The 13,659-nt window shown below is 36.1% G+C and carries 17 protein-coding genes; 15 read left to right on the top strand and 2 right to left on the bottom strand.

Annotated features, from left to right (window positions below):
- The 6 genes from MKX39_RS11335 (at window position 1) to mtnN (ending at window position 5,795) form a co-directional block, all read left to right on the top strand.
- Window positions 1–930 carry a peptidase U32 family protein gene (locus MKX39_RS11335; RefSeq protein WP_340769620.1) on the top strand — a complete coding sequence of 310 codons (930 nt, stop codon included), beginning with the start codon at window positions 1–3 and terminating at the stop codon, window positions 928–930.
- Window positions 931–956: 26 nt separating this feature from the next.
- On the top strand, window positions 957–2,231 hold the full coding sequence (locus MKX39_RS11330) for a peptidase U32 family protein (RefSeq protein WP_340769619.1): 1,275 nt from the start codon (window positions 957–959) through the stop codon (window positions 2,229–2,231).
- A complete protein-coding gene (gene udk, locus MKX39_RS11325; RefSeq protein ID WP_093537060.1) occupies window positions 2,231–2,869 on the top strand; it encodes a uridine kinase in 639 nt (212 codons plus the stop codon). The genes MKX39_RS11330 and udk overlap by 1 nt, the downstream gene beginning before the upstream one ends.
- Window positions 2,870–2,980: 111 nt before the next feature.
- Window positions 2,981–3,454, top strand: a complete 474-nt coding sequence (gene greA / locus MKX39_RS11320; protein ID WP_340762769.1) for a transcription elongation factor GreA — start codon at window positions 2,981–2,983, stop codon at window positions 3,452–3,454.
- An 861-nt stretch (window positions 3,455–4,315) separates the two neighbouring features.
- Window positions 4,316–5,011 (top strand): YrrS family protein, encoded by a 696-nt coding sequence (locus tag MKX39_RS11315; RefSeq protein WP_340762768.1) that lies wholly within the window; start codon window positions 4,316–4,318, stop codon window positions 5,009–5,011.
- Window positions 5,012–5,102: 91 nt separating this feature from the next.
- Complete coding sequence (mtnN, locus tag MKX39_RS11310; RefSeq protein ID WP_093537063.1) at window positions 5,103–5,795, top strand: 5'-methylthioadenosine/S-adenosylhomocysteine nucleosidase; 693 nt, start codon at window positions 5,103–5,105, stop codon at window positions 5,793–5,795.
- Between the two features lie 196 nt (window positions 5,796–5,991).
- On the opposite strand, the gene sigK is transcribed toward mtnN, so the two are convergent.
- Both sigK and pssA read right to left on the bottom strand, forming a co-directional pair.
- Complete coding sequence (gene sigK, locus MKX39_RS11305; protein WP_093537086.1) at window positions 5,992–6,720, bottom strand: RNA polymerase sporulation sigma factor SigK; 729 nt, start codon at window positions 6,718–6,720, stop codon at window positions 5,992–5,994.
- A gap of 382 nt (window positions 6,721–7,102) precedes the next feature.
- Window positions 7,103–7,642, bottom strand: coding sequence for a CDP-diacylglycerol--serine O-phosphatidyltransferase (pssA, locus tag MKX39_RS11300; protein ID WP_093537064.1), 540 nt, complete (start codon window positions 7,640–7,642; stop codon window positions 7,103–7,105).
- A 91-nt stretch (window positions 7,643–7,733) separates the two neighbouring features.
- Between pssA and MKX39_RS11295 the strand changes: the two genes are divergently transcribed.
- The 9 genes from MKX39_RS11295 to MKX39_RS11255 are packed head-to-tail and all read left to right on the top strand — an operon-like array spanning window position 7,734 to window position 13,528.
- On the top strand, window positions 7,734–8,516 hold the full coding sequence (locus MKX39_RS11295) for a phosphatidylserine decarboxylase (RefSeq protein WP_340769618.1): 783 nt from the start codon (window positions 7,734–7,736) through the stop codon (window positions 8,514–8,516).
- 38 nt (window positions 8,517–8,554) lie between these two features.
- Window positions 8,555–9,076, top strand: coding sequence for a YqeG family HAD IIIA-type phosphatase (locus MKX39_RS11290; RefSeq protein ID WP_093537066.1), 522 nt, complete (start codon window positions 8,555–8,557; stop codon window positions 9,074–9,076).
- Complete coding sequence (gene yqeH, locus MKX39_RS11285; protein ID WP_093537067.1) at window positions 9,073–10,176, top strand: ribosome biogenesis GTPase YqeH; 1,104 nt, start codon at window positions 9,073–9,075, stop codon at window positions 10,174–10,176. The genes MKX39_RS11290 and yqeH overlap by 4 nt, the downstream gene beginning before the upstream one ends.
- A gap of 11 nt (window positions 10,177–10,187) precedes the next feature.
- Entirely contained in the window at window positions 10,188–11,018 is an 831-nt protein-coding gene (aroE, locus tag MKX39_RS11280; RefSeq protein ID WP_340769617.1) for a shikimate dehydrogenase, read from the top strand.
- Entirely contained in the window at window positions 11,005–11,310 is a 306-nt protein-coding gene (gene yhbY, locus MKX39_RS11275) for a ribosome assembly RNA-binding protein YhbY (protein ID WP_093537069.1), read from the top strand. The genes aroE and yhbY overlap by 14 nt, the downstream gene beginning before the upstream one ends.
- Complete coding sequence (locus MKX39_RS11270) at window positions 11,307–11,879, top strand: nicotinate-nucleotide adenylyltransferase (RefSeq protein ID WP_340769616.1); 573 nt, start codon at window positions 11,307–11,309, stop codon at window positions 11,877–11,879. Before yhbY ends, MKX39_RS11270 begins: the two co-directional genes overlap by 4 nt.
- A complete protein-coding gene (gene yqeK / locus MKX39_RS11265) occupies window positions 11,869–12,444 on the top strand; it encodes a bis(5'-nucleosyl)-tetraphosphatase (symmetrical) YqeK (RefSeq protein WP_093537071.1) in 576 nt (191 codons plus the stop codon). The genes MKX39_RS11270 and yqeK overlap by 11 nt, the downstream gene beginning before the upstream one ends.
- Window positions 12,441–12,794, top strand: a complete 354-nt coding sequence (gene rsfS / locus MKX39_RS11260) for a ribosome silencing factor (RefSeq protein ID WP_093537072.1) — start codon at window positions 12,441–12,443, stop codon at window positions 12,792–12,794. The genes yqeK and rsfS overlap by 4 nt, the downstream gene beginning before the upstream one ends.
- Window positions 12,794–13,528 carry a class I SAM-dependent DNA methyltransferase gene (locus MKX39_RS11255; protein ID WP_340769615.1) on the top strand — a complete coding sequence of 245 codons (735 nt, stop codon included), beginning with the start codon at window positions 12,794–12,796 and terminating at the stop codon, window positions 13,526–13,528. The genes rsfS and MKX39_RS11255 overlap by 1 nt, the downstream gene beginning before the upstream one ends.
- Window positions 13,529–13,659: the final 131 nt, after the last annotated feature.

The raw sequence follows: 13,659 nt of genomic DNA, 5'->3' as shown, positions 1-13,659 counted from the left end.
ATGAACAAAACAGAATTATTGGTTACACCTGCAAGTATTAGTCATATAGAAGAATTAATGGTAGCTGGAGCTGATGCTTTCTTAGTTGGTGAACAGTTTTTTGGTCTTAGACTTCCAGGAGAATTCACATTAGAAGAAATTGCAACAGCAAGAGTTCTTACATCCAAACAAAACAAAAAGTTATATGTTGCGATGAACGCTCTGTTCCATAACGACAAACTGGAAGCACTGGCTCCTTACATGAAAAGGCTTCAAGAGATTGGTGTAGACGGCATTGTGTTTGGAGATCCGGCTGTCATTATCGCTAGACGTGAAGCAGAGGTAACTATTCCCCTACATTGGAATACGGAACAAACTGCAACCAACTATTTTACAGCGAATTACTGGGGAAAACGTGGTTCTACTAGAGCCGTCCTTGCAAGAGAGCTAAGTCTTGATGAGGTAGTGGAAGTAAAGGAAAATGCGACGGTTCAAGTAGAAGTTCAAGTACATGGAATGACTTGTATTTTTCAATCGAAGCGTTCACTTTTAGGGAATTATTTCTTATTCCAAGAAAAAGCATTGGAAGTAGCGAATCGCTCAAAAAACAAAAATATGTTCTTACATGACAAAGAACGTTCCAATAAATATCCGATTTATGAAGATAGCAACGGGACACATATTTTCAGTCCAAACGATATGTGTATGATTGATGAACTAGATGAGCTATTAGATGCTGAAATAGATAGCTTAAAAATTGATGGAGTGTTACAAGACCCTTCCTATGTAACGGCTGTTACGAGCTATTACAGGCAAGCGATCGATGCCTATTATGAGTCGAAAGCAGCCTATAAGGCTTGTAAAAAAGAGTTGTATAACAAAATAGAAGAAATCCAACCAGCATTAAGACCGTTGGATACTGGCTTTTTCTTTAAAGAAACTGTGTATTAATCCGTTAGGAAAGGGTAGGTTTTACTTTGCTTAATACAAAATTAGATAAAATAAGTGAGCTAATTGACGGTAAACGTATCATTACGAAAAAGCCTGAATTGTTAGCACCAGCGGGAAGCTTAGAAAAGTTAAAAATTGCTGTTCACTATGGTGCTGATGCAGTGTTTATAGGCGGGCGCGAATTTGGACTTCGCTCAAATGCAGGGAACTTTTCCATAGAAGAAATGCGTGAAGGAGTAGAATTTGCTAGTCGCTATAATGCCAAAGTGTATGTGACTACTAATATCTTTGCTCATAATGAAAATATGGATGGATTAGAAGAATATCTACAAGCTGTGGAATCGACTGGTGTAACAGGTATTATTGTTGCTGATCCTTTAATATTTGAGACATGCAGAAATGTAGCACCCAAACTAGAGCTTCACTTAAGCACGCAACAATCCTTATCCAATTGGAAAGCTGTGCAATATTGGAAAGAGGAAGGGCTTGATCGAGTTGTCCTCGCTCGTGAAACTAGTGGAGACGAAATTCAGTTGATGAAAGAGAAAGTAGATATCGAAATTGAAACGTTTGTCCATGGTGCAATGTGTATTGCATACAGCGGTAGGTGTACACTTTCCAATCATATGACTGCCCGTGACTCAAATAGAGGCGGATGTTGCCAATCCTGCCGTTGGGATTATGATTTATATGAGCAAACTGACGGAGCAGAGCAAGCGTTATTTACGAAGGATGAAGTCCCGTTTGCGATGAGTCCAAAAGATTTAAAGTTATTGGAATCAATACCTCGGTTAATTGAATTAGGAATCGATTCTTTGAAAGTTGAAGGTCGTATGAAGTCAATTCATTATATTGCTACTGTTGTTAGTGTTTATCGCAAAGTAATTGATGCATATTGTGCTGATCCTGAAAACTTCCAAATGGAATCTAGCTGGGTCGCAGAACTAGAAAAATGTGCCAATCGGGAAGCTGATACGGCGTTTTTTGAGGCGGAACCTGGAGTTGAACAACAAATGTACGGGGTACACGACAAAAAATTAGGCTATGATTTTGTGGGACTTGTGTTAGAGTATAACGAAGAAACACAAATAGTTACATTGCAACAACGAAATTATTTTAAACCTGGGGACAAAGTAGAGTTTTTTGGTCCAGAAATAGATAATGTTGAAATGGTTATAAAAGAAATTACAGATGAAAAAGGACAATTATTAGATGCAGCAAGACATCCATTACAGATTGTTCAATTTAAATGTACTAAGAAATTATATCCAAATAATATGATGAGAAAAGGGATGAAATAATGACGAAGAAAACTCCTCTTATCATTGGGATCACAGGTGGATCAGGATCAGGTAAAACGAGTGTAACAAACGCTATAAGTGAAGTATTTAAGAACCATTCAGTTGTAGTAATACAGCAAGACTATTATTATAAAGATCAAAGTCACTTGAAGTTTGAGGAGAGACTTAATACAAATTATGATCATCCTCTAGCTTTTGATAATGACTTATTGCTTGAACATATTCACAATTTGTTAGACAATAAAGCAATTGAAAAGCCAGTATACGATTATGCAAAACATACTCGCTCTTCGGAAACGATTAAAATTGAGCCTAAAGACGTAATTATTTTAGAAGGTATTCTAGTATTGGAAGATGAACGACTTCGGAATATGATGAATATCAAATTATTTGTGGATACAGATGCAGACTTACGTATTATTCGTCGTATCTTACGTGATATTAACGAAAGAGGACGTACAGTAGATTCTGTTGTAGATCAATACTTAAATGTAGTTCGTCCGATGCATAACCAATTCATCGAGCCAACTAAAAGATATGCAGATGTGATTATTCCAGAAGGTGGCCAAAATGAAGTGGCGATCGATTTAATGGTAACAAAAATTAAAACTATTCTTGAAACGAATGTTATTGTATAATATGATGATTGAGATTGACAATAATTTCATGTAATTCATATCATTGTGATTAGATGCATATGAATGATACATGGTAAAGTTTTGAGTGTGTATTTAAAGGAGTGTATGGGAGTGTCAACAGAGAAACAGTATCCAATGACCGTTGCTGGTAAACAAAAATTACAAGATGAATTAACGCATTTAATAACGGTAAAACGTAAAGAGGTAGTAGAACGTATTAAAATTGCTAGAAGCTTTGGGGATCTATCAGAGAACTCTGAATATGATTCAGCTAAAGAAGACCAAGCATTTGTAGAGGGTAGAATTTCAACTCTAGAGTCAATGATCCGCAATGCGGTTATGATCGAAGGAGAAGGAAATAACGACATCGTTACGCTTGGTAAAACAGTAACATTTGTGGAAATTCCTGATGGTGATGAAGAGACTTACACAATCGTAGGTTCTGCAGAAGCTGATCCAATCGAAGGTCTAATTTCCAATGACTCTCCAATTGCTAAAGGTTTAATTGGCAAGACTACGGGAGATCGAGTGAAAATCCTAACTCCAGGTGGAGAAATGGACGTAGAAATAAAAACTATATCTTAAAATGAAGAGGTAAACGAAATCGTTTACCTCTTTTTTGATAAAAAAATATTGAAGATGCTCCCTGTACACTGAGTTCATGGATGAAAGAATAAATAAATGATACTACTGATTTACGTTTCAGGTGGACGCTTTCCGCGGGCGAGGTCGAGCCTCCTCGTTCGCTGCGCTCCCTGTGGGGTCTCGACTTTCTCGCTGGAGTCGCCACCTTACACTACAATCAATTAAGTGAGTAGTACTTAACTCTAAGATATAGCATAGCTTTTCGCTTAAATTATAAGAGTAGTACAAAGTAAAAAAAGGATAAAACCATCTGTAGTATTAAGAAAGTTATTCGATTAGTAAGTTTAAAGAAAATGGATTTTATATACTACTAGTGGAAATAAAGAGAAGTAGTACTCAGTTTCTAAATAAAGAAGCAAAATAGCGAATGAAATTGTATCTTCATGAGCTTTCTCCCAGAATAAGAATTTTTTTCTCGAGTTATCCACAAACGAACTTACCTGTTTCTAAGAGTTACAGGAGGGTGACGGAAAGACAAACGCCATAAGATTACAGAAAAAAGAGATGCTGGTTGTGACTACCGTCACAACCAGCATCTCTAAAAAATCACTCGGTAATCATACAGGAAAACTTTGTCCAAAGGCCTTCGAAAACGATAGAAACATCTTTTAATCTTAAAAGAAGGTACTTTCCTAAGTAGAATCTTTTACCTAAATAACAAGTCTAGCAGTTGTGTAAAAAAGGTCTAGTTACATTTCGTCCTGACTATCAATCGGACTATTTTTGAGCTTAGTGAAACAAAACTCTATCATTATCGTCTATTTGTAGTATATTCTCTTATATTGAAGGAGGAAAAACAACATGCCTGAAAAGAATACGAAATTTGATTCGCGATTAGATCAACGAAATCATAAGAGAAAAAAGAATAATATTTTAAATATTCTTATTGGAATAGTAATTCTCCTCATTATCATCGTGACTGTAAACATTGTTACAGGTGATAACGACGAAGATAGTGCTAATACATCTAAAACAAAAAGTGAACAAGTAGAAGAAAGTACGGAGAATGAATCGGAAAATGAAGAAAAAGAAAAGGAATCTGAAGAAGTAGTGGGAAGTAGTACAGAATCTGCTGATTCTTCTTCGTCAACTGAAGAGACAACTACAGAAACAGAAGAGAACGAAAACACTGAAACAGAAGGTAATGAGGATAGTACTGTTACTACAGAACCTTCTAACGATTCAAATGTCGAATCAGTTGTTATAGATTCAGGATGGCAGCCCATAGGGACAGAGCAATCAGGTGAACATGTTTCTAGTTACAATAGCTCTTCTGTGGACTGGGATGAAAAAGTGAAAGCATTGGCCTACGGTGCTAATCTAGATCCTTCCAATATGTATGTTAAATATCTTGGTAACGGTGGAAGCCCCCAAAAATCTATAGGAACGGTTACTTCTAAGGATGGCAGCGAAATCTATCGTATATCTCTCGAATGGGTAGATGGTGAAGGATGGAAACCAACTAAAAAAGAAATACTTAAAGCATTAAAAAAATAGAGTCTTATATGAATAAAAAGAAAAGCTTCTTGACTTAAGAAGCTTTTTTCCTTATTTTTAAAGAAGTGCATTTTAGAGAGGGGCAGTTAAGTTGAAGATAGCAGTAATTGGTGCAATGGAAGAAGAAGTAGAGCTTCTGAGAAATGAAATTGAAAATCCTGAAACAAAGAGTATAGCAAACAGTGAATTTACAAGTGGTACATATAAAAATCATGAAGTTGTTTTATTGAAGAGTGGAATTGGAAAAGTGAACGCAGCTATGTCTACCTCCATTTTATTAAATGAATACAAACCAGATTATGTGATAAATACAGGTTCCGCAGGTGGATATGATCCAACTCTTGAGGTAGGGGCTATTGTAATTTCGGATGAGGTAAGGCATCATGACGTGGATGTCACAGCTTTTGGCTATGAAATTGGGCAAGTTCCTCAACTACCAGCAGCATTCAAAGCAGATGAAAGATTAATGAAATTAGCTGAAGAAGCTGTATATGAAATTGGTAAACACCAAGTTGCAACGGGCTTAATAGCTACAGGTGATATTTTTATGCATGATCCTGCAAAAGTAGAACAAGTTCGTAACCATTTCCCACAAATGAAGGCTTGTGAGATGGAAGCTGCTGCTGTTGCACAAGTTTGCTATCAGTTTGAAGTGCCTTTTGTTGTAATTCGTGCACTTTCTGATATTGCCGGAAAAGAGTCTTCCATGAGTTTCGATGAATTTTTGCCAGTTGCGGCAAAACATTCGACACAAATAGTATTGCAAGTAATTGGGAAATTATAACTTTGTCATTAAATCGCCATACAGAGTAGTTTAAAGCATATTAATAATACCCCTGTTTTGTGCTATTATAACAGTATCAAACGCTTTCAATATTAGAGGGGGAAATCGAATGTTGTTTCTTATGGCGACGGCAATTTTAATAACAGCAGTTTTAGCATTTATCATTATCGCAGAGACAAGTGAAGATTGAACTTAACTAAACTCTTTTGGTGTTTGATACATCAAAGGAGTTTTTTTCATGTATATAGGATTGATACAGTTTGACTAGCGCGCGTTTTTCAATACGTGAAACGTAACTTCTCGATATTTTAAGCTGTTTCGATATATCTTTTTGCGTCATTGGTTCATGACCTAACAATCCATATCTTCGAATGATAATTTCAAGTTCTCTGCTCTCTAGTTGAGACAGATGTCGATATAAGCTATTCGTATCCTCCTCTTCTACCAACTGTTCATCGGTGCTTTTATCGATACCTGGGAGTAAGTCTGTAATTTCTAAGGAGTGTCCATCTTTATCCATACCAATTGGCTCATGAAGAGAAACATCCTTTTGTACTTTCTTTAATGATCGCAAATACATTAATATTTCATTTTCGATACATCTAGCAGCATATGTTGCTAACTTCGTTTTCTTTGTAGGAGTATAGCTATTAACAGCCTTCATCAGACCGATTGTCCCTATTGAGATATAGTCATCCAGTAGTTCATGTTTTGGGTGGAATTTTTTTACAACATGGGCAACCAATCGCATATTCCTTTCGATAAGTTCGTCACGAGCGGATAAATCGCCACCTAAAAAACGATCAAGCATGACTTTTTCTTCTTCGGGAGTAAAGGGTTGATGAAAAGCCTGGCCTTTCAAATAACCAAGAACGAGAGGGAATTCTACAAAGATGCTTATAAAGGCAGTCATTAAACCTGTAATGAGGTTCACCTCCATCTAGTTGTTAGACCAGTATATGTCGAAAGCTGACAAAATATGAAAATAGCGACCGCAATCACAGATTCTTTTCTTAAATAAAAGGCGTATAAACAATAAGTGAACACTAGACACATGTCGATTTAAAATAGTTATCGTATTAATGACCATAGGAGTCAAAGTTCATATAGCATCTTCGTAAGCACTCTACGATGCAAAACATCTTCTCTAGTTATAGTAGAAGGTCGAAGGATAGGGAAAATTATATGTATCGAGAAAAAGAGCTGCTAGCGTGACATCAGTCACGGCTAGCAGCTCAAAAAACAACCAATAATAATATATTGAAAAAGTCTGTTCGGGTTAGAATCTTAAAGGACTGTTTCTCTCGTTAAACTTTTCTTAGCGTAAATGTACTGATCATCAATAATGCGAGAATAATGAATAAGAACATGTACGATACAGATGGTATATATTCTATCGCAAAATAAGAAAGTGTTAAAATTACACCCGCAACAGTTATTGGTAATCCAGTGAAAAAACCATTTGGTTCAGAAATATTAAATCGTGCAAGTCTGAAAGCACCACATGCTATATAGATTACGGTTATTATCATACCGGTAACACTAAACTCTTGCAAAACCAATGAATAAATCAGTAATGCAGGAGCTACCCCGAATGAAATAATATCGCTCATGGAATCTAGTTGTTTGCCTAATTCGGATTCAAGATGAAATCTTCTTGCTACTATTCCATCAAATCTGTCTAAAAGGCCAGCTATAAATATAAATAATACACTGAAAGTGTAATTTTCATTCATCGTTGCCATGATGGCTGCACCACCGAATGCGAGATTGCCAATGGTGACCATATTCGCCGCATGTGATTTCAATTTTTTTACTGTTTGATACATTGCGTTTTGTAAAAACATTGCAAATCACTCCTTTACAAGTAACGTATTTGTTCATTATACTTCGATTAAGTAAAAATAGTAAGTTTAATTTTTTCAAGGGAGTTAAAAAATGAGAGAAAAATTATATCAAACCATGATTGAATTAACAAATGGGAAATGGTCCTCGTCACTAATCAGAGGGTTTACCCAATCGAAAGCAAGCAAACGTATAATTCCCTCATATATTAAATTTTTTAATATATCCATACAAGATACAATACATAAGAGGGAAGATTTCACCACTTTACATGACTTTTTTATTCGTAAAGTTAAAGAGGAAAGTCGTCCAATTGATTTAACGCCGAATAGCATCATTAGTCCAGTCGATGCCACTATTGAAACATTTGGGGATATTACAGAAAAAGGGCTCTTTTATGTAAAACAGAAAACTTACACCTTACAGGATATGCTAGGTTCGGAAAAAATAGCTTCGTCCTTTCAAAATGGAAAATATATTGTTTTGTATTTAAGTCCAGCAGAATATCACCGTATACATTCTCCTGTAGATGGTAAAATACTTAACCAATATATTCTTGGTAAAAAATCGTATCCGGTCAATAAATGGGGGCTTCAGTTTGGGAAACAAACGATAAGTGGTAACTATCGAATGTTAACGGAGTTAGAAATGCCTAACGCAAAGAAATGTATACATATAAAGGTAGGAGCCATGTTTGTCAATTCTATAGAGCTTACAAACAAATCAAATGCATGGAAAAAAGGAGAAGAAATTGGATACTTTTCCTTTGGATCGACCGTTGTTATGCTGTTTGAAGAAGGTAGTGTGGAGTTCTCAAGTGCTGTTCATCCAGGTAAATTTGTCCGGATGGGTGAGAATGTAGCAAATATGCTATAATAAATAATAGAAAAAGCCTCGAATTGGAGTGTTCGTCTTTGTATTCATATCTTATACCTAGTGAATTTGTAAGAAGTGTCTTTCATATTACCCCTGAATTGTTAGTAGAAAAAGGGATTAAGGCAATTATTACAGATCTAGATAACACATTAGTTGAATGGGATCGACCTGATGCTACCCCTAAATTAATCGAATGGTTCGCAAGTATTAAAGCTGCAGGAATTCAAGTAACGATTGTTTCTAATAACAATGAGTTACGAGTTAAATCCTTTGCTGACCCACTTGGAATTCCATTCATATTTAAGGCACGTAAACCACTTGGAAAAGCATTTCTTAAAGCATTAAGTATTATGTCAGTTAAACGAGAAGAAGTGGTAGTCATTGGAGATCAGTTATTAACCGATGTATTTGGTGGCAACAGATTAAAGCTTCATACGATATTAGTCATTCCGGTTGCGAAATCAGATGGATTTGTGACTAAGTTTAACCGCATAGTAGAACGAAGAATTTTTAGTTACTTGGACAAAAAAGGACAAGTTACATGGGAGGAAGAAGCGTGACAGAAGCACCAAAATGTATCGGTTGCGGTACAACTATTCAAACAGAAAAACTAGGAGAACCTGGTTATGCACCATTATCTTCTTTAGAAAAAGAAGATATTATATGTCAGCGTTGTTTCCGATTGAAGAATTACAATGAATTACAACCAGTTTCTTTAACAGATGATGATTTTCTTCGAATTTTAAACAGTTTAGGAACGCAAAAAGGGTTAATCGTTAAGATTGTAGATATTTTTGATTTTAATGGTAGTTGGTTACCTGGATTGCATCGTTTTGTTGGAAATAACCCTATTTTGCTAATCGCTAATAAGGCCGACTTATTACCTAAATCAGTGAAAAAGAATAAAGTCATCAATTGGATGAAACACGAAGCTAAAAAATTAGGTTTGTCTCCAATAGATGTTTTATTTGTGAGTGCGCATAAAGGAACAGGCATGCCAGAAGCTATGGAAGCTATCGAGCACTATAGAAAAGGTGAAAACGTTTATGTTGTTGGTTGTACAAATGTTGGGAAGTCGACTTTTATTAATCGCATTATAAAACAAGCTACTGGAGAGGATGCGATTATTACGACATCGCATTTCCCGGGAACTACATTAGACATGATTGAAATTCCATTAGATGATAAAAAATCATTATTTGACACTCCTGGTATTATTAATCACCATCAAATGGCGCATTACCTAGACTCATCGGAGTTAAAATATATAACACCTAAAAAAGAAATCAAACCAAAAGTATTCCAACTAAATAGCGAACAAACATTATATTTAGGCGGACTTTCTCGTTTTGACTTTATCAAAGGTGAACGAGCAGCATTTACTTGTCATATAGCGAATGATATTCCAATTCACCGTACTAAATTAGAAAATGCCGATAATTTATATAAAGAGCATAAAGGTAAATTATTATCTCCACCGAGTGAGGAGTTTGCAGATCTATTACCTCCATTAGTTCGTCATGAATTTAAGATTAAAGATGACAAAACTGATATTGTATTTTCAGGGTTAGGGTGGATTACTGTACAACGGGGTGGAGTAATTGTAGCTGCACATGCCCCAGCAGGTGTTGAAGTGTCTATTCGTCCATCATTAATATAGGAGGGATAGATTTGAAAAGATGGTTTGCTGTAATAGGAAATCCGATATCACATTCCTTTTCACCTACAATGCACGAAACATGGTTAAAACAGCTAGATATAGATGCAAGTTATATTCCAATACATGTTGAACAAAATAATTTAGAGCAAGCAGTTAAGTCTTTAAAGCTTTTAGGATGTAGTGGTTGGAATGTAACTGTACCTTTTAAAGAAGAAATTATTCCGTTTCTGGATGAAATAGATGATTCTGCAAGAGGAATAGGAGCAGTAAATACAGTTGTGAAAACATTAGACAATAAATATGTTGGGTTTAATACCGATGGATTAGGTTTTGTTGAATCCCTCGGATCCATTTTACCTGAGCAAAATATATTGTTGATTGGGGCTGGAGGAGCTGCACGCGGAATAGCTCATGCTTTCAAAAGTCTTGGTTATACACAGCTAACGATAGCGAATAGAACGTTAGAAAAGGCCAAAGTACTTGTGGAAGAACTACAGACCGGACAGGCGTTGACTCTGGAAGAAGCTGAAAACACATTAGACACGTTTGATATCGTTGTTCAAACGACGTCATTAGGCATGAAAACTAGTGAAGCATCCTTACCAATTCAACTAAATCGGTTAAAAGAGAATGCAATTGTTGCAGATATCGTATATAATCCTTTAGTTACCCCTTTTCTAGAGGAAGCGAAGAAAAACAATGTTCGAACAATTAATGGTCTAGGAATGCTTGTACATCAAGGAGCACTGGCCTTCTCATATTGGAATGGAACCAAGCCTGATACTGACGGGATGATCCAACAATTGATAGAGCAAATAGGAGGAAATTATGTTAACAGGTAAACAAAAAAGATTTTTACGTAGTCAAGCACACAATCTATCCCCGATTTTCCAAGTCGGCAAAGGTGGAGTGAACGATGCGATGATTAAACAAATCGGAGAAGCACTAGAAGTTCGTGAATTAGTTAAAATTAGTATTTTACAAAACTGTGAAGAAGATAAGCAGGAAGTGGCAGAAGCACTTGCAAAGGGTACTAGAGCAGAGCTAGTGCAACTGATTGGTTTAATGGTAGTGCTTTATAAACCATCTAAAAATAACAAACGAATCGAGCTTCCAAAAGCGAGTCGTGCATGAGAAAAAAAGTAGGGATTTTAGGTGGGACTTTTAACCCGCCGCATATTGGACATTTAATCATTGCAAATGAAGTACTCCACGCGTTGAACCTAGATGAAGTGTGCTTAATGCCAAATGCTAACCCTCCTCATAAAGAAATTCAAAATAGAGTCACAGCTGAGCAACGTCGAACTATGGTGGAATTATCAATACAAGACGTGCCGAAGTTAAAAATAGAAACGATTGAAATCGATCAAGGTGGTACATCTTACACTTTTGATACGATGGAACTTCTTAGAAGACGTGAACCAGAAACTGATTTCTATTTTATTATCGGTGGAGATCAAGTGGAGGATTTACCTAAGTGGTATCGAATCGAAGATCTTATTCAAAATGTGCATTTAGTAGGAGTGCCAAGACCAAATAAATCGCTCGAAACTGCATATCCTATAGTAACTATAGAGATACCTCAAATCGATATATCTTCTACGACCGTACGAAATCGAATAACACACGGCAAAACTACCAAGTTTCTTATAAGTGATGCTGTTCGAGAATACATCCGAGAGGAGAAGTTATATGAAGCATGAATATTTACTGGAGCAGATGAAAAGTCGAATGCCTGAAAAGCGTTTTATACATACAAGGGGTGTAGCTGAAACAGCTATTCAATTAGCCGAGTTGTATGGAGAAGATCCTGAAAAAGCAGAGATTGCGGGAATTTTACATGATAGTGTAAAGTACGCCGAACAAGAATGGCTGAGGTCTATCATTGTTTCACAAAATATGAATCCGGTATTATTGGATTTTAATCATGAATTATGGCATGCTCCTGTTGGAAGTTATGTTGCTAAAACAGAATTTCAAATTGCGGACGAGGATATATTGAAAGCTATTGAGTTCCACACAACAGGTCGAGCTGGTATGTCCAAGTTAGAAAAAATAATTTATGTTTCAGATATGATAGAGCCTAGTCGGAAATTTTCTGGAGTCGAACCTTTACGGGAAAAAGCAAAGATCGATTTAGAAGACGCGATGACCAGTTGTATAAAGCATAGTATTTCATTTTTAATAGAAAAAAAACAACCGGTATTTCCGGATTCATTTCATTGTTACAATGATTTGATACAACAGAGAGGAAAAGTGAAAGAATGACATCTTCAAATTCATTAGTAGAAATCGCTTTTAAAGCAGCGGACGATAAAAGAGCAGAGGATATTGTCGTATTAAATATGCAAGGAGTTTCTTTACTTGCTGATTACTTCTTAATCTGTCATGCAAACTCAGATCGTCAAGTTCAAGCTATAGCAAAAGAACTAGAGGACCAAGCTTTCAAAGCAGGATTTAGAGTGAAACGATTAGAAGGTTTTGATGAAGCAAGATGGATTTTAGTCGATATGGGTGACGTTGTAGCACATGTATTCCACAAAGATGAACGTGCTTATTATAATTTAGAAAGACTTTGGGGAGATGCACCAATGATCGAAGTTGGGCAAGATGCTTAATGTCTACCTATGAACAATTTGCTTATATTTATGATTCATTAATGTCCGACATTCCGTACAATAAATATGCGGAATGGGTACAATCGAATGCTCCGCTGAATACACCCAAAAGATTAGTCGATATTGGCTGTGGAACAGGGGTTCTTAGTATCCAATTTGCTAAAGCAGGATATGAGGTTATAGGTGTAGATTTATCAGATTCTATGCTTACAGTTGCTCAAAATCGAAGCTTTGAAAATGGAACGGACATCACTTTTATCTGTCAGTCAATGGCGGATCTTGAAGGTGTAGATGAGGTAGATGTAGCGGTTATTGCTATAGATTCTCTAAATTATTTAGAGACATTAGAAGAAGTGGAACAGACATTTAAACGTTTGTTTGCTTCTTTAAATCCAAATGGACAATTGTTTTTTGATGTCCATTCACTTTATAAAATGGATGTAATTTACCCAAATGGTCCTTTTACGTACGAAGATGAGGAAGTTGCTTATCTTTGGCATACGGAACCAGGGGTAGAGGAGCATTCTATTTATCATGATATTACTTTTTTTGTTCGTGATGAATCAGGTTATTATGAACGCTTTGAAGAATCCCATTATCAACGTACGTATTCCATAGAAACTTTTACTAATCTCCTTGCAAAAGTAGGATTTTCTTCCGTGAATGTGCGTGATGATATTTTTGGAAAGCCTTCAGAAGAAGTGGATAGATGGTTTATCCACGCTGTGAAATAAGAAAAAGAGCCCTTTATCAGGCTCTTTTTTTAAAGGAAATAAATAAAAACGTCTTGTAAACACTGGTTTTATAGGGCTTGAAAGAAAGAGAAATACTACTGATTTCGGTCTCAGGTGGTCACTTTCCACGG

The organism is Psychrobacillus sp. FSL K6-1464 (assembly GCF_038003145.1).
Classification (GTDB): Bacteria; Bacillota; Bacilli; order Bacillales_A; family Planococcaceae; genus Psychrobacillus; species Psychrobacillus psychrotolerans.
Note: the sequence above shows the minus strand (reverse complement) of the source record. Positions and strands in the feature narration are given on the sequence as shown.

Bases quoted from the DNA above. Each gene is read 5' to 3' on its own strand.
- yqeK (WP_093537071.1), top strand. From the start codon at position 11,869: ATGAAGCATGAATATTTACTGGAGCAGATGAAAAGTCGAATGCCTGAA.
- MKX39_RS11270 (WP_340769616.1), top strand. From the start codon at position 11,307: ATGAGAAAAAAAGTAGGGATTTTAGGTGGGACTTTTAACCCGCCGCAT.
- MKX39_RS11335 (WP_340769620.1), top strand. From the start codon at position 1: ATGAACAAAACAGAATTATTGGTTACACCTGCAAGTATTAGTCATATA.
- pssA (WP_093537064.1), bottom strand. From the start codon at position 7,642: ATGTTTTTACAAAACGCAATGTATCAAACAGTAAAAAAATTGAAATCA.
- yhbY (WP_093537069.1), top strand. From the start codon at position 11,005: ATGTTAACAGGTAAACAAAAAAGATTTTTACGTAGTCAAGCACACAAT.
- rsfS (WP_093537072.1), top strand. From the start codon at position 12,441: ATGACATCTTCAAATTCATTAGTAGAAATCGCTTTTAAAGCAGCGGAC.
- udk (WP_093537060.1), top strand. From the start codon at position 2,231: ATGACGAAGAAAACTCCTCTTATCATTGGGATCACAGGTGGATCAGGA.
- MKX39_RS11255 (WP_340769615.1), top strand. From the start codon at position 12,794: ATGTCTACCTATGAACAATTTGCTTATATTTATGATTCATTAATGTCC.
- MKX39_RS11315 (WP_340762768.1), top strand. From the start codon at position 4,316: ATGCCTGAAAAGAATACGAAATTTGATTCGCGATTAGATCAACGAAAT.
- MKX39_RS11295 (WP_340769618.1), top strand. From the start codon at position 7,734: ATGAGAGAAAAATTATATCAAACCATGATTGAATTAACAAATGGGAAA.